The organism is Sphingomonas aerolata, from assembly GCF_023935825.1.
GTDB classification, from domain to species: Bacteria; Pseudomonadota; Alphaproteobacteria; order Sphingomonadales; family Sphingomonadaceae; genus Sphingomonas; species Sphingomonas aerolata.
On record NZ_CP098762.1, the window covers coordinates 1,607,082 to 1,629,213 of the forward strand.

The window sequence follows — 22,132 nt, forward strand, 5'->3', positions numbered from 1 at the left end:
GAGCTGACATGATCACATCGCCACCGTCCCGCCGCGCCGTGCTCGGCGGCCTCGGCGCCACCTTTGCAGCCTCGCCGCTGCTCGCCCGGACCTCATCCAGTCCGACGCTGCTCCGCGCCGCGGCGATGCGCGAGGACGTCGCGTTACTGCGCAGGGCATATGCCGAGCTCCACCCCGGCATCCACCGTTACAATACGCCCCGGGAGATCGATGCCCGCTTCGCAGCGCTGGACCAGGCGGCGGCCATCCCCATGACGCTACGGGCGTTCTACCTCACGCTGTCGCGCTTTCTCGCGACCGTGCGCTGCGGCCATAGCTATGCGAATTTCTACAATCAGCGACGCGAGGTCGCCGCCGCGTTATTTGAAGCACCGGATCGGTTGCCGTTCGACTTCCTCTGGATCGGCGACGCGATGGTCGTCACGGCTGATCCATTCGCCACGGGGATCTCGCCGGGAAGCCGCATCCTGGCGGTCAACGGCCGATCCGCGAGCGCGATCCTCGCCGCGCTCATGCCGCTCGCGCGTGCGGATGGGCACAACGATGCCAAGCGTCGCCGGCTTCTCTCGGTCCAGGGCGACGACCGCTACGAGACCTTCGACATCTTCTTCTCAATGCTGTTCGGGCAGGACCGCTATCAGCTGACGGTGGAGGACCCCTCCGGACGGCGACGTGCCGCGACCGTTGCTGGCGTCTCGCTGGCGCAGCGCCGTACCACCGCGCACGCCGGCGTCGATGCGAGCGGCGACACGCCGATCTGGACGATCGAGCGGCGCGGTGACGCCGCGCTTCTGTCGATGCCGAGCTGGGGTCTCTACGATAGCAAGTGGGATTGGCGCGGCTGGCTCGATCAGGCGGTCGACCGGCTGGTCGCCGAGCGGGTGCCGCGATTGGTCGTCGATCTGCGCGCGAACGAGGGGGGGCTCGACTGCGGTAACGCGCTCGCCGAACGGCTGGTGAACCGCGAGACGCCGTTCGAGGAGGTCCAGAGGCTCGTCCGCTACCGCACCGTGCCCGGGGACCTGCGGCCTGTGCTCGACACGTGGGACCGCAGTTTCGACCATCTGGGAGAGAATGCGACCAGGATCAGCAACCGGTTCCTCCGGCTCGATGCGCAAGGCGACCGGGTGGACCCGATCAGACCGCGCGGTACACGCTATGAGGGCGACGTGCGCGTTCTGATCGGCCCGCAAAACAGTTCGGCGACGTTCCAGTTCGCCGATTTCGTCCGCCGTAATCGCCTGGCAACGCTGATCGGTGAGATGACCGGCGGCAACCGGCGCGGGATCAACGGTGGCTGCTTCTACTTCGTGCGACTGCCTGCGACCGGGCTGGAAGCCGACCTGCCGCTGATCGGCCGGTTTCCGACGACCCCGCAACCCGACCGGGGTGTGAAGCCGGACATAGCAATCCCGATCACGCGGGCGGACATCGCGAAGGGCACTGATGGCCAGTTGATCCGCGCACTTGCGTGACGAATGGCGACGGCTCCGAGCGCCTGCGTCCGAGATGAACGAACGACCGGTGTTGGTAAGCCGGAATCACTGCGAATGTCCGGGTCTGGGGCACCGCTGTCGTAGTCGTCGCGAGGTCGACCAAGATAGAGGTCTTAGCTACCTTCATCAGCATGATTGCGAGATCCGATCAGACCGCCGATCTCTGCCTCGATCAGGACAGGACCGAACTCATCGCCTAGGCGCTGGATGGCGCCGCGCAAGCTTACCTTGAGGGTGCCTTGCTGCGCTTCCGACGGACGGGCCGGGCGTTCCGATCGGGGAGAGACGCAAGCTTAAGCCGTTTCTAGAAATCGCTGGACCGATCGGTGGGAGAGCCGCCACCGCGTTCGGACCCGACGCGCGTCCTAACCATGACGCTGAGAACTCGCTCCCGGCTGAAATGATCAGCCGGGTCGAAGGCGCAGCGGAGCAAGCTCCAGCTTCAAATCCGGGCGGCTCTGGCAGGCAAGCACACGCTTTATTTGACGTAATAAACAGTTTTCAATTTATGCAGCCGGAACTGGTCCGGCTGCTCGCTACGAGGGTGAGCAGTCACCTACCAGCATGCGCCATGAAAACCGAGAAGCGGTCAAACTTAGAACATGAATTAGCAGCGATTTGTGGGAAGCGGGTAGGCCGATCTGAGTGTCATCTATTGGGTCTTACCACCTGCAAAGCGGACCGGTAGCTAGCGCCCAGTGCCGGACGTTCAGAGTGGCTATACGGGCAACCCATAACGGCCATTCGTTAAGCGCCATCTCTCCCGTTTCTTGTCGCCGACAGGCCATTCGCGAATGCGCAATTGAGACAGACATTGGAAGTACGGCTGCGTCTACGGACGACTTCGCTAGGCTGCCAGCCGCATCCTGTTGCGGCCCTCGTTCTTCGCGACATACAGCGCATCATCGGCTCGCCGCAGCAGCGCATCGCAACTCTCCCCAGGCGCCATTTCAGCCACGCCAATGCTTACCGTGACACCCGGCGTACCGCTGTCCGTTCCGATCGCATGACGCACCCGTTCGGCGACCTTGCTTGCCGCATCCGCTGCGGCATCCGGTAACACGATCACGAATTCCTCACCGCCGAAGCGGCCAATGGTATCGCCGCTGCGCAGTTCCGCGGCAGCGCCTGCTGCCACCCTCTTCAGCACCTCGTCGCCTGTGTGATGTCCATAGGTGTCATTGATGCGCTTGAAGTGATCAATATCGAACATCGCCACGGACATCGGGTGCCCGGTTTCGCGGGCGAGCAGCAACGTCTGCTCAAGCACGAAGCTGGTGCGGCGCCGGTTTGCAATTCCGGTAAGCTGGTCCGTCTCGGCCAGAATTATTGCGTTGCGGGCGGCGGTCTCAGCACGAGTGCGGGCCCGTTCGATCTCGGCTTCGTGCGCAACCTGCGTCGTTATGTCCTGGATAATGCCGAACAGGCCAACCGATTCATTGACGCCGTTTCGGTCAATCTCACCCTTCGAAAACACATGGCGTACCTCCCCGTCGGGGCGGACGATGCGAGCGGTGAATTCAAAACCTACGCAGTGTTCGAGGGAGCGCCCGATATGCGCCGAAACCGCATCCCTATCGTCAGGGTGATAGGCGTCTATCGCGGTGTCGAGTGACGGCGGAACGCGGTTCTCCACACCGTGAATGCGAAAGACTTCGTCCGACCACGTTATGAGCTGGGTCAACAAATCCAGATGCCAATGACCCACGTGCGCCGCACCTTCGGCAAGCTCGAGCAACCGCAGCTTGTTCGCATTGCTATCGATCAGCTGTTGTCTAGTCGCAAGCAAGGCGGCAATCGGCAGGGCGGCCGCGAACAGGGCCAGCAAATAGAATTGCAGAAAGATGCTACGTGCGTACGCCTGACCGTCGGCTATCGCCTGCGGATCAGAGCCGAAAATATGGGCGAGTGAGCTGGCCGTCGCAACGATCAGCACACTTCCGGCGGCGCCAAACGGACCCATTCGCAACGCTGCCAGAAGGACTGCAAGCATCGGCAGGAAAAGCAGCGAGTAGTTGACCTGCGAGAAGGCAATGATCGACACGCCAGCCACGAGCAGAAATACCGCGATGGCTTGAGGGGCTGCTGCCAGGCCATCGCGAAACCGTTTGCGATAGAAGGCTCGGCCTGCGATCAGGATGAGCGGGGCAACGATCAAGATCCCCAGCAGATCAGTCGTGAACCACGAAAGCCAGAAGCTGATCCCGACAGCCGTTGTCGCGCAGGCGGCGATCGTCGCGCTCAGCGCTGCCGCGGCCGCTGCGGCGATGCAGAACAAGACCAAGCCCTTTGGATCGGTGAATGAATCACGACGCCGCGTTCGGTTTCGTAAAAGCCATGCCGCAAATCCGGACTCGGACACGTTAGCGAGCGTGAAACCGATCGAAAGCAGGACGCCATTCCCGCCGCCGAGGTTGGCAGCGAGACTGGCCATTGCTGCGGCGCCTAAATGCCACACGATGCGATTCCGAGGTTCGACCAGTAAGGCTGCGAAAAGAATGCCGCTGGGCGGCCACAGCATCGCGATCCCGTCAGCACCGCGGGTGAGGTAGAGGGATGCGAAGGCCGCCAGATAGTAACCAACGCCTGTGGCGATCGGTAGCGCTGCAAAACGTGTGAGCTCGGTTACACGGTGGGCTATTCGGTTCATGCCCAAAATGTAGGAGGCGACGGTTAACGGATCATAAGGACTGGTGTATTTTCAATCGGTTGTGAAGCCTGCTCCAAATTTGGCTTCATCGCCGATAGCGAGGCTTGGCCGGCGCCATGCGAAACAGAGCAGGCCGTCTGATCTGCGTACCCGCCCTTGAGGATGCCAACGCGGCGTTATGTGAAGATTGCGGCGGAGAACCCTGCCGCCGCGGATCTTCAGCGCCTCAAGCTGATCCAGGGCAGCGTGGGTTTGGCAGAGCGTGGGGCCACGACGGACTCCAACTTGTTTCCCCGAAATCTGGCAGCACACTTGGGGCGGCGGTGCTGGGCACCGTGCTCGATGCCAGCCTCGCCCGCGGACACGCTGGGGCGCTGCAACAGATTTAGCAGATGCTCGTGGACCAGGGGTCGGCGGCAAGCGCAGTGATGAGCCGGGCAGGGCTAGCGCACGGCCGGCTCCTGACGTCCCGGAGCATCCTTATGATCGCAGGCGTCACGCTGGCGTTCTCGGTGTTCGTACCGCAAGCGACGGAGGAGCACGGCGCGCCAACCTAAACCGATGTCTGAGTGCTAGCAGCAGAAGCAGCGGCATCAAAGTCTGCCTGTGCGTCAACATCGCAAAGGCGCGCGGGCACATTCCTCCCAAGCCTATCCCTCTCGCTACCGCTCAAACAGACGCCTCAAGAATACGGTTTCCACCTCGCGCCGCAGATCGTTGTTCGGCTTTTTCAGAAAGCCGTGCCCTTCGTCGGCGAACACCACATACCAAGCGTCGTTGCCGTTGGCCCGCAGGCGCGCCACGATCTGGTCCGATTCCGATTGGGGTACACGCGGGTCGTTGGCGCCCTGCATCACCAACATCGGCTTGGTGATCCGCGCGACATTCGTGAACGGCGACACCCGCGTTAGTACCGCGCGCATCGCCGGATCGCGCTCGTCGCCATATTCTGCGCGGCGATTGTCGCGACGATAGGCCTCGGTGTTCTGGAGGAACGTGTTCCAGTTGCTGATCCCGTAGCGCTCGACCCCGCCGACCAGCCGGTCCGAATAATGCGTCATGACGGCAAGGCTCATATAGCCGCCATAGGACTGACCATAGACCGCGACACGACCTGCATCGAGGCCCGGCTGCGTGCCGATCCAGTCGAGCAGGGCGCCGATATCCTTTACCGAGTCCTCGCGCTTCACGCCATTGTCGAGGTTGAGGTAGCGCTTGCCATAGCCGTCGCTGCCGCGGACGTTGGGAAGGATCACCGTCGCCTTCAACACATCGGCAAAATATTGCGCGCCATAGTTCCAGATCGGACGCGTCTGCGCCTCCGGGCCCCCATGGATGTCGATAATCACCGGCGTCCGCGTGCCTGCCGGCAAGCCCTTGGGCCGATAGACGAACGCCGGGACGGACAGGCCGTCGAAGGACTTGAAGCGTACGAGCTCGGGCTCGGCGAGGATCGTGGGATCGAGTTCGCCCAGCTCCGATTCGGTCCAGCGTGTCAGGCCGCCTCCGGTCACGCCCCAGCTCCACACGTCGCCGGCGGAAGTGGCCGAGGTCAGGCCAACCGCCAAATTCCTGCCGTCGGGCGAAAATCTGAGCGCGGTCAGGACGCCGCGCGGCAGCACCGGTTGTGGTAGCGCGCGGCGGGTGACCCGATCCTGCACCACCACGCGCGAGAAGCCGTCCTCGTTCACGGAATAGGCGAGCACGCGCCCGTCATCCGTCAGATCGAAGCTCTCGACATCCCATTTAAGGTCCGGCGTCAGGACCGTCTGCGCGCCGGTGGCGATATCGATCTCGACCAGTCGGCGCGTGTCGCTGCCGGAATCGGAGATGGCGATCAGCTTTCGTCCGCCCGGCAGATAGCGTGGGTCGGCATAGACGGCAGCGTCAGCCTTCGGCGCGATGCGGTCCGCCTTGCCGGTCTTAAGATCCAGCTCGAACAGCTGGTCCTCACGGTTGGAAAGGCTGCGCACAAATATCAGCCGCGCAGCGTCGGGCGCGATATCGGCGGGCGCCACCGCGCCGTCGGACTGGTAAAGCGAGCGCGGGTTGCCGCCCGCCTTTGGGTCGACCCCCAGGATTGCATAAGCGGCGCTTCCCTTGGTCGCCCGCGCCCATGTCATCAGCGTGCCGTCCTTGCTGAAAACCGGCGACTGGTTGCGGGTGCCGGCTTCGGTCACCGGCGTGGCTACACCGGTGAGGCCGCGCGTATAGAGTTGAAACCACTCGTCCCCGCCCGTGTCGCGCGTCATCACGAAACGATCGCTGCGGGGGATCGTCGTCGCGGCGGCGATCGGCTCGGCACCGAACGTGATCTGTGTGCGTGCGCCACCGGGGGTTGCGACGTGATGCAATTGCTGCGTCGCGCCAAAGCGCGTGGCGATCAGCATCGAGCCGTCCGGCAGCCAATCCTCGAATTGTGCCGCCCGACTATTCTGATAGCGCTGCACCGCCTCGCGCACCTCAACGGGGATACTGGGCACGCCAGAGAGCGTGGCGCTGCCGACCTGCTGCGTCGACACGGTCTGCGCTGCGGTTCCAGTAGCTAGCGCGGATAGCGCGACGGTGGCGACGAAAGGCTTGATCATTCGGCGGTTGTCGGTCGCCGGGCACCGTTAGGTCAAGGGCGGGTACAGCGGGTCCTCCGAATTGCTAGCGGTCTCGCGTGATCGACATCGTAATTTATCGTCCCGATGTCATCCTCAGCCGATCGGCGAACATCTCGCGTCCATCGCAGGGAGTGTGATTTACGTATCAACAATAAATCGCTCGATGATCGCAAGCGTCGCCTATAACTTGATCCAAGAAATGCTTTTTATCGCAGTTCCAGCCGCTTCTTGACCCAAGCCGATACAGTTACCTGCTAACTTCAGCATCAATTGAATGCGTAGCCATGGCGGCGCTTCTCCTCAATATATTTAGGACGCCCATGCCGCTTGAAGCAATGTGACCCAATGCAAGCTTTGACGCTAGAACCACGCTTAAGACGAGGCACATTGACGTGCCGCCTTCGCTTACCGCTTAGGAGTGTCTAGGCAGGTCGTGACCGGACCGACGATGGCGCGAACAGCCGAACGCGATCCGTGTCCGGTAGTCCCGGAGGTAGGCATTGGCGTCGGTACCGGATGGGCGATCGGCGCCAACTTCTATTTCAGCACATAGCGCGGTATCAGACCGTATGGCTCGTGCGCAAAAGCTGAAGGTTTACAGGACGGTCGCTGGCTTCAATGATGCCTATGTCGCGGCAACGAGTCAGAAGGCTGCCCTCGAGGCCTGGGGCAGCGAGCGAGACCTGTTCGCGCGAGGCATAGCTGAGCTCGTCACAGACCCCGCGCTGACCGCAGAGCCTTTGGCGTCGCCAGGCGTGGTCGTGAAGCATTCTCGGGGCACGACCGGGGAGCAGATCAAGGCCATGCCGGCCCCCGAACTGCGGACAGCGCGGGGAGATGTTTCGGCGCGCCCCGAAACGTCCGAACAGCCGCAAAAACCGAAGTCTGCACCGAAACCGAAGCCCAGCAGCGCCAAGCTCGAGGCGGCGGAGGCTGCGCTGGAGACGGTGGCGGCCGATTACGGCGGCAGGATGAAGGGGTTGGCGGACCGGGAGGCCAAACTGGCCCGCGAGCGACGTGAACTCGAAGAGCAACACCGCGCCAATGTTGGCGCGGCAGAGGCTGCAGTCGAAGCAGAGCGTCAACGATATGACGCGGCGATGCGACAATGGCGAAAAGCAAAAAGCGACACGTGAGTCGCAGCTGCCCAAGGGCATGGTCTATCCCGCCCACGGCGTCCTGTGTCGCGACGCTGCTATTCATGGTTACCGCTTCGCTAACCCTTAATATCCGGAACGATCATCCTTCGACACCGCTTCTAGATCCGTGAGCAAACCGAACTGTCGACAGGAATCATCATGAGCACGACCCTCGTATCAGCCGTTTTCGACAATCACGCCGATGCAGAGCGCGCCGTTTCAGAGCTGCGCGCTGCGGGCGTAAACGACAGCGCGATTTCGATCGTGGCGCAGCATGATGGCAAGAACACGACCACAGACGGCAACGGCGACACGCAGGAGTTTGTCGGCAAGGTCGCAGCCGGCGCTGGCATCGGAACGCTGCTCGGTATCGCCGCACTCGCAATACCCGGCGTCGGCCCTCTGGTTGCAGCTGGCGCGATCGCGTCGGCCGCGATCCCCGGTGCGGCCGTCGTCGGTGCAGCGCTGGGTGGCGCCGTCGGGGGGCTGGAAAAAGTCATGACGGACCATGGCGTCAGCCGGGTCGATGCCAGCTATTATGAGGGGCGTATCAACGAAGGTGGTGTGTTCGTGTCGGTCGATACAGCCGGGGCAGGGGTCGCTCCCGAGGATGCAGCCGATGTGCTGTATCGCTCCGGCGGTCACACATCGACGCGTGCCAAGGTCGCGTCGGCGTAATCCTCTCTGATTTGCTGGCTCGAAGAGACGGGGCGTTCCTAAGGGGGCGCCCCGTCTCGGCATTGGACAGCATCGAAGGCAAGCATCGCGACGCCTGAGCCGAACCCGTGTGCGCATCATGCCATTTGCCAATGCGACGAGGCCCGGTACAGGGCGCCCCGCAATGGCGTATGTCAGGACCTCATGATGATCAGTACACCCCGCTCGATTGACGACCGCATCGCAGAGGTGGCCACGCACGGGGACGCGGCCTGGTTCGACAATAATCCCGATCGACGCATCCGGATACGCCAAGCCGTTGCAGGGGAGTTCGCCGAGAATATCGGACAGCCCCCCGTTGGCATGCAGTGGTTCGTACTCGTCCTCGAGGCGCAGCCCGGTGCTCGTCTTCGTCAGCCCATTGCCTTGTCGATCGGGTTTGACATCAGCGGTTTGGACGATGGCGCGCTGTTCAGCCTGTTCAAACAGGCGGCCCCCGTGGAAGCACGCGATCTGCTGAGCAAGCTCCGCGCGGCGAAGCTCCCGGGGATCACGAAGCCCGCGAGCTGAAGGTATCCCAAGGCTCGACGATCTTCTCGCAGACAGAGACCTTCCCAAAGGGCGCTTGGGGTAGAGCCAGTCCCCCGCGACGTTCACGAGGGCGTTGGTCGGGGAAGGGCATCGAGCGCTGCCGATACCTGCAGGCGCAGATCGTCGTCCCGGGAAATCTCGAGCATCGCGCTAAGGCTGTTGCGGGCGCCGGCAACATCTCCCGCGACTAGCTGAAGTCTGGCTCGCTCCCACCAACCATGGGCGTGCGTGGGCGCCACGATCGTCATGCGGTCGTACAGGACTAGCGCGCGCGCGGGATTGCCGGCCTGCTCGGCACGCGTCGCCTGGTTGAGCAGCAGTCGAACAAGCGCCGATCGGTTCGACAGGGGCAGCATCCCGTCGGAAAACCGTGTCTGGCCCGTCATCTGCTCCAACAAGGCTTCCACCTGTTCGGGGGCGACGATGCGACCGTCATTGAAGGGATCGATGATCAGCGCATCCGGTGCGTCGCCAAGGCGGACCAGGACGTGACCGGGGGTGTTGAGCGGCATCGCCGACCATCCAAGGCGTCGGGCCATTGCCACATAGAGGATCGACAGACTGATCGGCAGACCGAGCCGTCGATCGACGACAGCGATCAGGTCCGCGTTCTGGGGATCGTCGTAGTGCGTGCGGTCGCCGGAGAAGCCGAAATCCTCGACCATGACGCTGCTCAAGGTCTGGGCCTGCGCGCCGCTGCCTGCTGCGTCGTCGTCCGCAGCGCGCAGGGCCAATTCTATGCCAGTGAGCTCGTCGATATATTCATCGAGATCGATACCGGGATGATCGAGCGCTGCGAGTTCCAGGGCGGCCAGATCGAGCTCGATCTCGCCGTCTTCCATGAGCCCGAGATGAAGAATGCTATTGGTCATGCGACGCTAGATGGGGGCTTTTCCGATCGTTCCTATGCCCGACTTGACCGCCGGCATGATCAGTCGAGCGACAACCGGACCGGCGTCGAGGATCACAACGCCGCCACCGATCGGACTGCGTGAAGGCTGCGCCGACCCGAACGAAACTTACCCCGGAGCCGGCGCGTTGCGGCGGTGCCGGAGCAGTCTGCTTCGCAGCCATTTGCTTAGCGAGGATCCTATCATGGGCCTGTTTTCCAAAGACATCGTGACGTTCGACGACCTGTTCCTGCACCAGTTGCAGGATGTGTATTACGCGGAAAACCAGATCACCAAGGCGCTGCCGAAAATGGTCGCCAAGGCAACGGCGCCAGCCCTGAAGCAGGGTTTCGAAACCCATCTGCGTGAGACGGAAGGCCAGATCACGCGCCTCGAGCGGATTTTCGACCTGCTTGGCGAGAAGGCGAAGGCCGTGACCTGCCCGGCGATCGACGGCATCATCAAGGAAGCCAACGAAGTCGCCGGCGAGATCGAGGACAAAGCCGTTCTGGATGCCGCGCTGATCGCGTCGGCACAGGCCGTCGAGCATTACGAGATCACGCGCTATGGCACGCTGATCGCTTGGGCGAACCAGCTCGGCCGCGCCGATATCGCTGCGATCCTGAAAGAAACGCTCGATGAGGAATATGCGACCGACGACAAGTTGACCGCGATGGCAACGTCGAGCGTGAACGTCAAAGCGGAAGCGGTCACCGCATAAGCGTTTCGGTGTCGGGGGGCCAATGCCCCCCGACCATATCCAGTTCATGAAAGGCACGTTCGATGGCTGATGATATCGCGTTCACGCTTCCCGAAGCCTTGCGTGCGCAAAAACACATGCGTGATGCACTGGGCCTGGGTGAGGAACGGTTCCCGGTCCCCGCCTTCATCAACATGGTAAGCGACGAGATCGAGCAGCTGCGCAACGCCGGGAAGACCGATGGCGAAATTGCCGCGCTTATTGAGGAGTCGAGCGGTCATGTCCTCACCGAAGCGGATATCGCGCGCTATTACACGCCGGCCGAAGACCGGCATTTCAACGAGCACTAAAACCGCCCCGACCAGCGAGATGATTATGCCTTTTGTTTTAGGGCGGGGGACACAGATTTGCTGTCCTGAACGAGACCGCCACTTCCAGCGTCGAGCGTCCTACCGGTCGTGATACCGTGATGGACGCGTGGGTGGGCGAGCATGAGCAACGGCGACGCGACCCATCTCAGGGCGATACGCCATATGTTGCGAAGGACCAGTCCTTTGCTGTCGAGAATGGCGGCGGATTTGGGCGAGAGTGCAAGTGCCGGATCACAGTCCGCGAGCGTGGATTCCAACGCCAGCCCGGCTATTGCCTTGGCCCAGCACAGGTTGTTGAACTCGAGCGTCAAGCATCGCGGATTTCCGCACCGGAACATCGGGTGATTTAGGCTTGAGGTTCGACGCCGCCGTGAGATCGGCCATGCGGCCGATACGATCGCTCTTCGGTCTGCTATCCAGCCTGTTCAGATAGAAATACGACGCGGGCTTGATTGCGAGGGCCTTGTCGAACTCCATCATCGCGTCGTCGTGGCGTGCGATCGAATGATAGAGGCGCGCGGCAACGACGTGCACATAGTCATTGCCTGTACCGCCGTTACCGGTTCTGCGGCTTCTACTGCAACCGCTTGCGGTTTGCCGTTGGAAAGCTGGATCGTAGCATGCATCATACAGGCTTCGGCGTTCGTTGGATCGAGCGCGACAACCGCCGCCAAATCCGCCAGCGCCGCGTCCGGATCGCCAACAGCGCGGCCCGAGCGGGCACCGCTTTTGAGCGCAAAGACGTTTCCGGGGTCAAACTTCAGCGCTCGGGTAAAGGCCTAGCCGGTGGCCTTGAGATCTTTGATCGCGTCAACCTTCACGCCGCGGGCGCGCCAGACGATCGAGGCGGCGCGGCGATTATACAGCATCTGATCGGCCTGATCGCGTTACGTTGCTTGCGCCGCGGGCGCGTCCTTTGCAGGGAATTTGGACATGAGGCTTCGTTGGGTGCGCTCCGCGGTGAACATGCCGCCCTTTAACGTGACACGGCGGCGATATTCGGTGCCCGCGACTGTCCTGGCGATATCGTTCTTGCGGCAACAGGATCGTTTCCACCGTGCGCGTATGCTGTGGATAGGGGACGGCGTACGGCGCGGCACCGTCGGGCGCGGCGTCGCGGGTCAAATCAGCACAATAGCCGATCGTCATCCCGTCGGTTGGATCCAGCCTGAAGTTCAGTCCATGCGCGCCTTACCCGTCATCGAAAGACGTCGCTCGCCCGTCTTCGGATCGAAGCTGCTGGCGGTCGGATCGACATCGACGAAGTTGGATTCGCTCTTCCAATAGTCTCGCAACGCCCGGTCGCGCGCATCGCCGACCAGCCCGTGCTGGTGATCATGGCGAAGATGATCAGGTCGCACCCCTTGCCGGAACTGGTATCCGATGGGAGGCAGGCTCAAGACCTATCCGGGCTATCCACATGGTATGGCGACGACGCAGGCTGATGTCATCAACGCCGACATCCTCGCGTTCATCCGGAGATAACCGTCGGCGGTAGGCGGGATACGTATCGCGCCTGCCAACCCTCTATCGAAACAGGTCGATGCCGGCGATGGCCATATGCCTCCTGGGGGATGCAAGATCGATGAAGGTCATGCGGACGTAGACGGCGTCGACTTTCGTGTCGAAGACGATGCGTTGCGGCGAGAGCGCGTTGGCGATGTTCGAGAACTCGTCGGCAGCCGCCTTGACCCATGTCCTCCCGTCGAGGCTTGTCTCGACAAGGAATCGCTTCGGTGGCGCGGTATCCGTCATCACCGCGCGCGAGGGCGTCAGGATGAAGCCAGCCAAGTGCTGAGGCGTGGTCAATTTGAAAGTGACGGTCGGCCGATCCGCAGTCGACGCAACGGGAACCTGCCAGACTGTGTTCGAATCATTGTCGAGCACGGCGCCGGCAGTCTGTCCCGATGCCGAGACGATCGATATCTCGGGGGGCTGCAGCACATCGCGGCTACGCGCGGCGGGCAGCGCGACCGCGATCGGGGCGATCTGGCGGAACAGCGCGATCTCGCTGATCGCCGGACACGCCTGTGCGGCGACGATCCGCAGGCGCAGCCGTCGTGCGACGACGGGCGCGGGCAGGCGGACGACACGCTGTGCGGCGATGCACGTGCCCGATGCGATCTCCGACCAACCCTTGCCGCGATCGACGTCGATCGCAAACCGGTCGACGCGGACGCCAAGCGGCAGGAACTCCCGGATCCGGACGAGATCGAAGCTGCGGCCGGGCGGAAGGTCGAGGACAAGGCTTGGCGTATGCACGGCGTCGGGGGTCGACCAATAGCTATCAGGACTCCGATCGAGCACATTGGCCGCCGCAAAGCGCGGCCCGCGAATGTGATCGGCCGACGCGATCGCGCCGGTCGCACGATTGTCCGCGAGCGTTGCGCGCTGCGCGGTACCGAATGCTTGCAGAACGGCGACGTCGGGATCGGCGAGACGGCCGCGCCGGTCGGGTGGCAGGTTCAGGATCAGATTGGTGCCACGCGCGATCGATTCGTCGAACAATTGCAGCATCCGCTCAGGATCCTTGACCTTCGCATCCTCGTCGGCGTGGTAGAACCAGCCCGGGCGGATCGAGGTGTTGGTTTCGGCGGGCCACCATAAGGCGCCGTTGCGAAGACCGGCGTTGCCGTCCGCCTGGCTCGGTTTGCGGTTAGCCATGGTCGGCCAGCACGGATCGCCGGCGACACCATCCTCATTGCCGACCCACCGCACGTCGGACCCTAGCGGTTCGAAGGTGCAGGCCATGGGCTGATGCTGATGCACCAGGGCGAAGATCGACGGCCAGTTATAATAGGTCTCGGAGTCGATCTTCCGTGTTTCGCGGGCGCCGCCATAATAGCCGTCGCCGCCGTTGGCGCCGTCGAACCAGAACTCAAACAGCGGGCCGTAGCGCGTACAGAGTTCGACGATCTGTTTGCGGTAATAGTCGAGATAGCCGGGGCGGCCATATTCGGCGTGATTGCGGTCCCAGGGTGACAGATAAAGGCCGAAGTCTAGGCCGGCGCGCCTGGCCGCTTGCTCGAATTCGCGGACCACATCGCCTTTACCATCACGAAACGGGCTGTTCCTGACGCAATGCTCGGTCAGCATCGTCGGCCAGAGACAGAATCCGTCATGATGCTTGGCGGTAAGCACGATCCCGCGCAGGCCGCCGGCCTTGGCCGCTCCGACGATCTGATCCGCCGAGAAGTCGGTTGGTGCGAACAATTTGGGGTCTTCGTCGCCATAGCCCCATTCGCGATCGGTGAAGGTGTTGATCGAAAAATGGACGAAGGCGTATTGCTCGCGTGCGTGCCAGGCGAGCTGGCGCGGGGAGGGGGTTGCTCCCCAGGACGCGGGTGGAGTTCCAGGCGATGGCTTGCGCGCCCAGCCGCTAGACGACGCTGTCGATGCCAGGCCGGAGGCGAGCCCCGAGGCTAGCATAGCGCGGCGGGTGATGATCGGCATGGGGACTCCTGGAACGTTTCGGGTCATGTGGCATCGCTCTCGCGTGGCGTGCTGCTGGCGGCGCCCTGAGCGGTTCTGCGTAGCGCGACGTCGTAGCGTCGGCCCTTCACAGTCTCGAACGTGATAGACTGTGCATCCTTCTCGAACCGGACGATCGTCCCCCGCTGAACAATCTTGAGCGGTTCGAACCCTGACGGCAATCGGACCGAAAGGCGCGTGTCGCCGGCAATTACCGTCGCGTCGACATGGCCATCGCTCCACGCGATCGCAACCTCGTGACCGCCCCGCGCGCGGAGCCCGACGACGCGACCGCTGGTCCATTGCGGGGGGACCGCAGGCAGCAGCGCGATCTCGGTTTCGCGGCTCTGTAGCAGCATCTCCGCGATCGCCGCGGTGATGCCCAGATTGCCATCGATCTGGAATACGGGCCGTGGCTTTGCCGGATGCGTGTCGAGCAGGTTCGCTGCGACGCTGTTGGCGATGAACGCGGAAAGCGATCGCCCGGCCTGCGCGCCGTCACCCAGCCGGGCCCAGACCGCGGTCGCCCAGGCACGGCTCCAGCCCGTGCTGGCACCGCCATGCGCCTCGCGGCGCGTGATCGACGCGCGCGCAGCCCGGGCGAGCGCGGGCGTCCGGACGGGGTCGATCGCATCGCCGGGATAGAGCGGATAGAGATGCGAGATGTGTCGGTGGCCCGGGTCCTGCTCGGCGAAGTCGGTCGCCCATTCCTGAAGTTGGCCATATTGGCCGGTGCGATAGGGCTCGATTTGCTTCAGCAACCCGGCGAGGCGCACTTTGAGCCCGTCGACATCACCGATTACTGCCATGGCCGCGATGCAGTTCGTGAACAGTTCGCGGATCAGCGCGAGGTCCATCGTGCAGCCTGCCGATATTGCGGCGGACTTGCCGGTCGCGGTCAGAAACAGGTTCTCAGGCGAGATCGACGGGGCGGTCGTGAGATGGCCGCTTCGTGGATCGCGAACCAGCCAGGCTGCACAGAATTCGGCGCAGCCTCGCATCAATGCAAAGCCACGCGTCTTGAGGAAGTCGCGATCGCCGCTGAAGCGGTAATGATCCCAGACGTGCTGTACCAGCCATGGGCCCGCCATCGGCCAGTTCGCCCAATTCGGATCGCCGACGCCCGCGCCGACGGGGTTGCTCATCGCCCACAAATCGCTGTTATGATGCACACACCAGCCCGGCATTCCGTAGAATTGTCGCGCGGTGCGCGCGCCGGTGACCGCGAGCCGTTCGATATGATCGATCAGCGGAAGATGGCAGTCTGCGAGATTGCAGGTCTCGGCGGCCCAATAGTTCATCTGGAGATTGATGTTGGTGGTGTAGTTCGAACTCCAGGGCGGGCGCACCGCGGCATTCCACACGCCCTGAAGATTGGCGGGCATCGTATCGGCACGGGAACTGGCGATGAGGAGATAGCGGCCGAGCTGGAACAGGCGTTCGGCACGCGGTGTATCGCCGTCCCCGATCGTGCCGTTGAGTTCGAGCAAGGCGCGGCGGTAGAGCGCCTGATGATCGCTGACGTGGCGCTTTACTAGTGTCGTATAGTCATGACGTCTGGCAGCCGCGAGGTCGCGTTCGGCCGAAGCGCGGACCGCGGCGACGGGGGTGTCGGGCGCGAGGTCGAAGCGGCGAAACCCTGTGGCGGCGGCGATGCGGACGATCGCGGTTGTGGCGCCGCAGATGTGCAGCGCGCCCTCCGACGCGGTGATTGCGCCGCCATCGGTTTCGACCGACAGGATCGTCGCGAACGCCATGCCCCGACCAGGGCTATCCGAATATCGAATGGGGTCGGGGACATCGCGGTAATCGGGCTCGCTCTGCGTGGGTGCCTTGCCGAGCAGGGTGATCTGGTTGCTGCCTGATTGTGCGGTAGCCGTCGCCGTCGCGCGCAGCTTGCTCGTCAGCATGAGGCGGCAATTGATCATGCCGCGTCGATCCGCGGTAAGGCGCAGCACGATCACGCCATCGGGGTGCGAGGCGAACAGGTCGCGGCCGAAGCCTGTCCCGCCAGAGCGATACGTGACGGATGCAACCGCGCGATCGAGGTTGAGCGTCCGGCAATAGTCCTGCGGGGCTTCGCGATGGTCCATCTCGAGGTGGAGATCCGCCATCGGTGCATAGCTCGCACTGAACGGCCCCTGGAGAGCATGGCTCAGTTGATCGGCACTGACCGGATCATCGGCGAACACGGCGCGGCGAACTGCGGCGAGTGCGTCCCGGTTGCGAGGATCGGCATGGTCTCGATCGACGCCCGCCTGCCCGGGGCTGACGTCGGGCTGGCCGCTCCACAGTGTATCGTGATTGAGCGACAATATGTCGCGTACGACCCCGCCGCCCATCATCGCGGCGAGCCGGCCGTTACCGACGGGATGCCCGAGCAGCCACTCGCTCGCGGGCTCGGTCGCCGCAATCCGGTGGCGCTCGTCCGCGCCGGGGGCGCTGGCTTCGGCGGCGCCCAGCCCCGTGAAGAGCCCGGCGAACATGGAACCGGTCCCTGCTGCCATGACGCGGCGACGTGATACGCTGGCGAATGCGTCGGCGACGCCCGGTGGTTGACCCGTCATGCTTTCCCTTCCCGCATGGCGGCGCGTCCGGTGGCGCCGCCATGCCCGGCTACGGCCTAGAAATCCAGGGTCGCCCCGATGTTGATAGACCGGCCGAGCGCATCATAGACCGAAGGCGAGGTGTTGACGCGCTCCGCCGCCTCAAGCGGGGGGCTGGGACGAACCGGCGCCGCCCGGTTGAGCACGTTGTTGACGACCAGTCGCAGCGTCAACGCCCGCGATACGGTGACGCTCCCGCTCAGGTCGAACACGTCATAGGCCGGCAGATACTTATACGCATCCGGCACGTTCGGATCGTCCTCGCCGAAAATCGGATTTCCGTCGAGACGCGAGTTTTTCAGCCCCGAATTATGCCTCCAGTTGACCGAGACCAGCGCCTGGGTCTGCGCAGCTTCGGGGGAGCTGAGCGTAAACCGGAAATTGTGCTGATACCGGCGATAGCCCTGCCCGGCATAGGGCCCGAACAGCCCGACCACGTTGAAGTCGGTGTCGGGGAGGCCGAGATCACCGCCCTTGGCGGTCTGCAGCGTCGCAACATAGCTGGTGGAGAACCGCGCCCAGTTGCCCATCCGCGTGTCGTAATTGGCAGAGAAGTTGAACCCGCGGGCATTCGTTCGGCCAAGGTTGCTGTATCCCTGGTTGATATAGCCCGTTGCTGCTCCGGCGTTGCTGAACAGCGTCCCGTCGGCGTTGCGCTTGAGCTGTCCGCAGAAGAAATCATAGCCGGTGTTCGCGCAGGTCTGCAGGAAGTCGATCGCGCGGTAATAGCCGATGCCGTTCTGGATCTCGATGCTGTAATAATCGGCGGTCGCGGAAAAACCGCGCAACATGCGGGGCGTCAGGACGAGGCCGTAGGTGTAGGTGTGCGCGACTTCGGGCGTCACCAGACCTTCGGAACCGTTGCGGACAGTGCACAGGAAATCCGGACATTGCTGGATCGCTCCATATTGTGCGGCGGTCACGCCGGTGCTTGCACAAACCTCGCGGCTGGCAACGGGGCTCGTCCCTGCGCACGGATCGCCCAGCGTGTTCGTGTCTAGCACGCCGTAACTGGCGTTGGCGTTCGACGAGAGTTCGTAGATGCTCGGTGCGCGGGTTGCCTTGTTGTAGCTCGCCCGGAACAGCAGGTCCTCGATCGGCCGCCAGCTGCCGTCGATCTTGTACGTCGACCGCACCCGTTCGACCCCGGAATATTTCGATCCACGGATCGCGGCGCCGATACTCAGGTCGCGGATCAGGGGGCGGTCGCTGACCAGCGGCACGTTGACCTCACCGTAGAGGTCGACCGCGTTGTTGGACAATGTCGAGGGCGTCGACCCGAACGCGGCCTGATAGGCGGCGTCGGGGCGCGAACGATAGCCGCTCGACCGATATTCCCCGCCAACCGCGATGTTGATCCCCTTGGTCGAAAACGGGCTTCTGATGCCATATTCGCCGAGGTCGCCGGTGACGTTGGCATTGCCCACCCATTGTTCATACCGCTCGTGGAACACGCCGCCGCCCTGCGCGAACGACAGATAGTCGACGGCCGCGGCGCTGGGCCCGTTGGTGGAGAAGATGTCGAGCGGGACGCAGCTCGGGTCGGATCCGCTGACCACCGCGGCGCAGGTCGGCGTGCCGTTGACGTCGACCACCTGCAGTGCGGTGGCGACCTTGGCGGGGTCGATGCGGCCGAGCTGTTGCTGGCGGTAGAGCGTGGTCGAATAGACGCCGCCTACGTCGTAATGCCATGCGCTGCCAAGATCCCCGCGAAACCCCGCCACGGCACGATAGATCTCGTTGGACGACAGCGTCGACTGCGCGTCGGTGAAGCGGTAGCGGACATCGGTGCGGACGTTCGTTGCCGTCCCCGCGGCAGTACCGCACAAAGCCCCTGCCTGCTGCTGCGATAGAAGCGGGTTGTCGCAGTTGATGTCATAGGGGATCGAACCGGGCTGGATCGTGGCAGGATCCGACTGGCTCCGCGACTCGGATCTCAGATAAAGCCCGTTTGCGTAGAGCTGCAGCGCGGGGGAAACCTCGTAGTTGAGGAAGACGGCGCCGTTGTAGCGCTTGTTCTCGCGCTGGAAATAGAAGCTGTCATTGTAGTTGTAGCCGTTGGCCCCCGTGAACGGGACGAATTCGCGACCGCCACCCGCCGCGTTCGTGAGGACGGAGCCATTCTGCGCCGGCCCGGACAGCGCCTGGAAATAGCCAGCCGGCGTTGCCGAGGACGGTGAGGCGCAGACGACCGACTGCGCCGACAAGGTGATCGGGCAGACGGAAAACGATCGCGACGATGCGAGGACCGGCTCGACCTGGCTATAGGCCCCGAAGAGCGAGATGTTGCCGCGGCCGCCGGCGAAATTTCTGCCCATGCTGATATTGGCGTCGAACCGGCCGCCATCATTGGCCATGCCGCTGGGCACGGCGAAGCCTGCGTCACGCGCGGCCTGCGCGGCGATGTTGTCGCGATTGTCGGCGTTGTAGAAGCCGTAATTGACGTTCGCGTTGACGCCCTCGAAATCCTTGCGGAGGATGAAGTTCACCACGCCGCCGATAGCGTCCGAGCCATAGACGGCAGATGCGCCGCCGGTCAGCAGATCGACGCGCTCGATCAGTCCAACCGGCACGACGGACGCATCGATCCCTTCGGTGACACCGATCCGCTGACCATCAATCAGCGTGAGCGTCCGGTTCGTCCCGAGGCCGTGAAAATCAAACTGCTGGCGCCCGTTGCCGTTCGATAAGTTGGTGTCATTGTTCTTGATCGCCGGAACGCGGTTCAGCACCTCCTGGACGCTGAAGGCTGCCTGCAGCTTGATGTCCGCCTGGCTGACGCTGGTCACCGGTGCGGTTTCGACGAGATTTTTCGACCGGATGCGCGATCCCGTCACGACGATGTCGCCACCAGGCGGCGTCGGACCCGTCGTGTCGTCCTGTTCCGTGTCAGGCTGGTTCGCCGGGCGTTGCGGCAAAACCTGTGATTGAGATCCCGTCATCGATACGCGCATCGGCGCGGCGGGGCGCGCGATTACATAGACGCCCTGTCCCGTTCGCGACGTGACGAGACCACTGCCCTGCAGGAGCCGGTCGATCGCCACGTCCGGCGTCATCGATCCGGTGATCGACGGGGATACGCGGTCGGCGAGGAGGGTTTCGTCGAACACCATCTGCACGTGCATCTGGCGGCCGAGCAACCGCAGCGCCGGGCCGAGTGGCTGGGCCTTGATGTCGACGCGAACCACCCGCTGCGCCTGTGCCGGAGAGACCGCCATCACCGTAGCGATTGCCACGCAGCTTACGCCAAGAATTCGTCGGTCCCTTAACATCATCGATCGCCCCTCTTCCTCTGTTATACTTTTGTGACGTACGAGGGTGTCGAACACTCACTTCATTACGAAAATTATCTTATAATTTCGCTTTGTCTCGGTTTCAGCGACGGCGGCTCAAGCGGATCGCCTCGCCGTCAACGGCAGCATCGACCGGGAAGGTTGTGGCGATTGCGTCGGCAAAGGCATCGACATCGCCATTGTTGAAGACCCCGCTGACGCGAATGTCCGCGGCACCCGGATCGACGATGATCCGGCGGCGCTGGGCATAGCGGTTCATGCGTTCGGCGGCGGCGACGAGTGTCTCCGACGTGAAACTTACCTGCTCCGCACCCCAGCCGTCGTTTCCGATCGATGAGCTCACGGATCCGACGAACCCCGATACCGGCAGGCCGATCTCATGCCCCGGGGTCAGCGCGCGCTCTGCGGTCAGTTGGCGCCCACCCAGCCGAACGACCTCGTTCATCTGCCCCTGGGGGGTATCGCGTAATACCGCGACCCGACCCTCGAACAGCGCGACCCGCACTTCGCGGCTGAGCCTTTCAACCGAAAACTCGGTCCCGGTTGCGATCACCACGTTTCGCCCGCTGCGCACGGCGAACGGGCGCAGCGGATCCTTTGCGACCTTGAAGCGCGCGCGGCCCTTCTCAAGGACGATGTCGCGGCGTTGCGGGCTGAAGGCGACCGTGACCATGCTGTCGGCGTCGAGCGACAGACGCGAGCCATCGGCCAGCGCGATGACACGTCGCTCACCGATCGCGGTGCGATATTCGTCGCGGCCGCTATGGCGCCACGCCAGCGAGCCCAGCGACAGCGCAAGCAGGAGCACAGCCGCGATCGCCCAAGCCACAGGTCGGGACACCATCGGCGTCCGAATCCAGCGACGCTGCCCCGCGCGATGTACGGCACCGAGCGCTTCGCGGCGTAGTGCGAGCATCTCGGGAGCGTCGGCATTTTCCTCAACTGCGTCCCAGGCGGCAAGCGCTGCGCCCAGGCGCTCGCCCCGGCGCGGGTCGTCGGCCAACCACGCGTGCAGGTCGGTGCGCTCCTGCGGAGACAAGGGCCCGTCGGACAACCGCAGGCACCAGTCGATGACGATGTCCGCATCGGATTGCGGCGCGGTCATTGCGAGTCTCCCATGGCGGCAAGCAGCGCACGCATTGCGTTCGCGATATGCTTCTCGACCGCGCTCACGGAAATGCCGAACGCATCGGCGATCGCCTTACGCTGCATGCCCTCCAACCGGTAGAGAATGAAAATCTGGCGAGTCCGGTCAGGCAGTCCGCCCAGCGTGCGCGCGACGCACCCGACGCTCTGCCGCGCGGACAGCAACCGCTCGGCGTCGATCGGATCGACGCCGAGGTCGGCATCGGTCGCTCGTGATTGTTGATATCGGTACCGCGTCGCGTCACGTCGATATTGATCGCGCAACAGGTTGGCGGCTGCCTGGAAGATATAGCCTTCGGGGTTGTCGGTGGCCGGCCCCCTCATCGTCGCCATTCGGATGAAGAGATCCTGGATCAGATCTTCCGCCTGCACGGGATCGCTGAGACGACGGACGAAGAACGCCATGAGTGCCGGCCGCATGCGTTCCATGGCCGCCGACAGATCGCGTGCCGGCATCGCGCCGGCCGGAGGCCTATGCTTCATCATGCTAGATAGACGGGCAGGCGCGCGATG

17 protein-coding genes are annotated in these 22,132 nt (G+C 63.5%); 7 read left to right on the forward strand and 10 right to left on the reverse strand.

Features of this window, described 5'->3' with window-relative positions; genetic code table 11:
- Positions 1–8 precede the first annotated feature (8 nt).
- Positions 9–1,475, forward strand: a complete 1,467-nt coding sequence (locus NEF64_RS07620) for a S41 family peptidase (RefSeq protein WP_056409324.1) — start codon at positions 9–11, stop codon at positions 1,473–1,475.
- Between the two features lie 868 nt (positions 1,476–2,343).
- On the opposite strand, the gene NEF64_RS07625 is transcribed toward NEF64_RS07620, so the two are convergent.
- Together NEF64_RS07625 and NEF64_RS07630 are read right to left on the reverse strand one after the other, a co-directional pair.
- Positions 2,344–4,146 carry a sensor domain-containing diguanylate cyclase gene (locus NEF64_RS07625; RefSeq protein ID WP_082447055.1) on the reverse strand — a complete coding sequence of 601 codons (1,803 nt, stop codon included), beginning with the start codon at positions 4,144–4,146 and terminating at the stop codon, positions 2,344–2,346.
- A 662-nt stretch (positions 4,147–4,808) separates the two neighbouring features.
- A complete protein-coding gene (locus tag NEF64_RS07630; RefSeq protein ID WP_056409328.1) occupies positions 4,809–6,734 on the reverse strand; it encodes a S9 family peptidase in 1,926 nt (641 codons plus the stop codon).
- Positions 6,735–7,324: 590 nt separating this feature from the next.
- On the opposite strand from NEF64_RS07630, the gene NEF64_RS07635 reads away from it, so the two are divergent.
- The 3 genes from NEF64_RS07635 (at position 7,325) to NEF64_RS07645 (ending at position 9,121) form a co-directional block, all read left to right on the forward strand.
- Complete coding sequence (locus NEF64_RS07635) at positions 7,325–7,891, forward strand: hypothetical protein (RefSeq protein WP_056409330.1); 567 nt, start codon at positions 7,325–7,327, stop codon at positions 7,889–7,891.
- A 162-nt stretch (positions 7,892–8,053) separates the two neighbouring features.
- On the forward strand, positions 8,054–8,572 hold the full coding sequence (locus NEF64_RS07640) for a general stress protein (RefSeq protein ID WP_051916334.1): 519 nt from the start codon (positions 8,054–8,056) through the stop codon (positions 8,570–8,572).
- 186 nt (positions 8,573–8,758) lie between these two features.
- The gene (locus NEF64_RS07645) at positions 8,759–9,121 is read left to right on the forward strand and encodes a hypothetical protein (RefSeq protein WP_128082318.1); all 363 of its coding nucleotides are present in this window, start codon (positions 8,759–8,761) and stop codon (positions 9,119–9,121) included.
- Between the two features lie 83 nt (positions 9,122–9,204).
- On the opposite strand, the gene NEF64_RS07650 is transcribed toward NEF64_RS07645, so the two are convergent.
- Entirely contained in the window at positions 9,205–10,014 is an 810-nt protein-coding gene (locus NEF64_RS07650) for a SirB1 family protein (RefSeq protein WP_031393878.1), read from the reverse strand.
- Between the two features lie 34 nt (positions 10,015–10,048).
- Here NEF64_RS07650 and NEF64_RS07655 point away from each other — a divergent pair, with 34 nt between their 5' ends.
- Complete coding sequence (locus NEF64_RS07655) at positions 10,049–10,753, forward strand: YciE/YciF ferroxidase family protein (RefSeq protein WP_234387346.1); 705 nt, start codon at positions 10,049–10,051, stop codon at positions 10,751–10,753.
- Between the two features lie 62 nt (positions 10,754–10,815).
- Positions 10,816–11,082: a hypothetical protein gene (locus NEF64_RS07660; RefSeq protein WP_031393880.1), complete on the forward strand. Its 267-nt coding sequence runs from the start codon at positions 10,816–10,818 to the stop codon at positions 11,080–11,082.
- A 252-nt stretch (positions 11,083–11,334) separates the two neighbouring features.
- Here the strand turns inward: NEF64_RS07660 and NEF64_RS07665 are convergent, their stop codons facing one another.
- Positions 11,335–11,637, reverse strand: coding sequence for a hypothetical protein (locus NEF64_RS07665; protein WP_031393881.1), 303 nt, complete (start codon positions 11,635–11,637; stop codon positions 11,335–11,337).
- Between the two features lie 86 nt (positions 11,638–11,723).
- Here NEF64_RS07665 and NEF64_RS07670 point away from each other — a divergent pair, with 86 nt between their 5' ends.
- Positions 11,724–12,083 carry a hypothetical protein gene (locus tag NEF64_RS07670; RefSeq protein ID WP_156360487.1) on the forward strand — a complete coding sequence of 120 codons (360 nt, stop codon included), beginning with the start codon at positions 11,724–11,726 and terminating at the stop codon, positions 12,081–12,083.
- 195 nt (positions 12,084–12,278) lie between these two features.
- Here the strand turns inward: NEF64_RS07670 and NEF64_RS07675 are convergent, their stop codons facing one another.
- From NEF64_RS07675 to NEF64_RS07705, 6 genes are all read right to left on the reverse strand, one after another.
- Positions 12,279–12,503, reverse strand: a complete 225-nt coding sequence (locus tag NEF64_RS07675) for a hypothetical protein (protein WP_162235418.1) — start codon at positions 12,501–12,503, stop codon at positions 12,279–12,281.
- A gap of 127 nt (positions 12,504–12,630) precedes the next feature.
- The gene (locus NEF64_RS07685) at positions 12,631–14,556 is read right to left on the reverse strand and encodes an alpha-L-fucosidase (RefSeq protein WP_252574745.1); all 1,926 of its coding nucleotides are present in this window, start codon (positions 14,554–14,556) and stop codon (positions 12,631–12,633) included.
- A gap of 23 nt (positions 14,557–14,579) precedes the next feature.
- Entirely contained in the window at positions 14,580–17,060 is a 2,481-nt protein-coding gene (locus tag NEF64_RS07690; RefSeq protein ID WP_252574748.1) for a glycoside hydrolase family 95 protein, read from the reverse strand.
- A 137-nt stretch (positions 17,061–17,197) separates the two neighbouring features.
- Entirely contained in the window at positions 17,198–20,416 is a 3,219-nt protein-coding gene (locus tag NEF64_RS07695; protein ID WP_162235419.1) for a TonB-dependent receptor, read from the reverse strand.
- Between the two features lie 139 nt (positions 20,417–20,555).
- Positions 20,556–21,578, reverse strand: coding sequence for a FecR family protein (locus NEF64_RS07700; protein WP_043156749.1), 1,023 nt, complete (start codon positions 21,576–21,578; stop codon positions 20,556–20,558).
- The gene (locus tag NEF64_RS07705; protein ID WP_235516525.1) at positions 21,575–22,102 is read right to left on the reverse strand and encodes an RNA polymerase sigma factor; all 528 of its coding nucleotides are present in this window, start codon (positions 22,100–22,102) and stop codon (positions 21,575–21,577) included. The genes NEF64_RS07700 and NEF64_RS07705 overlap by 4 nt, the downstream gene beginning before the upstream one ends.
- Between the last annotated feature and the right edge of the window lie 30 nt (positions 22,103–22,132).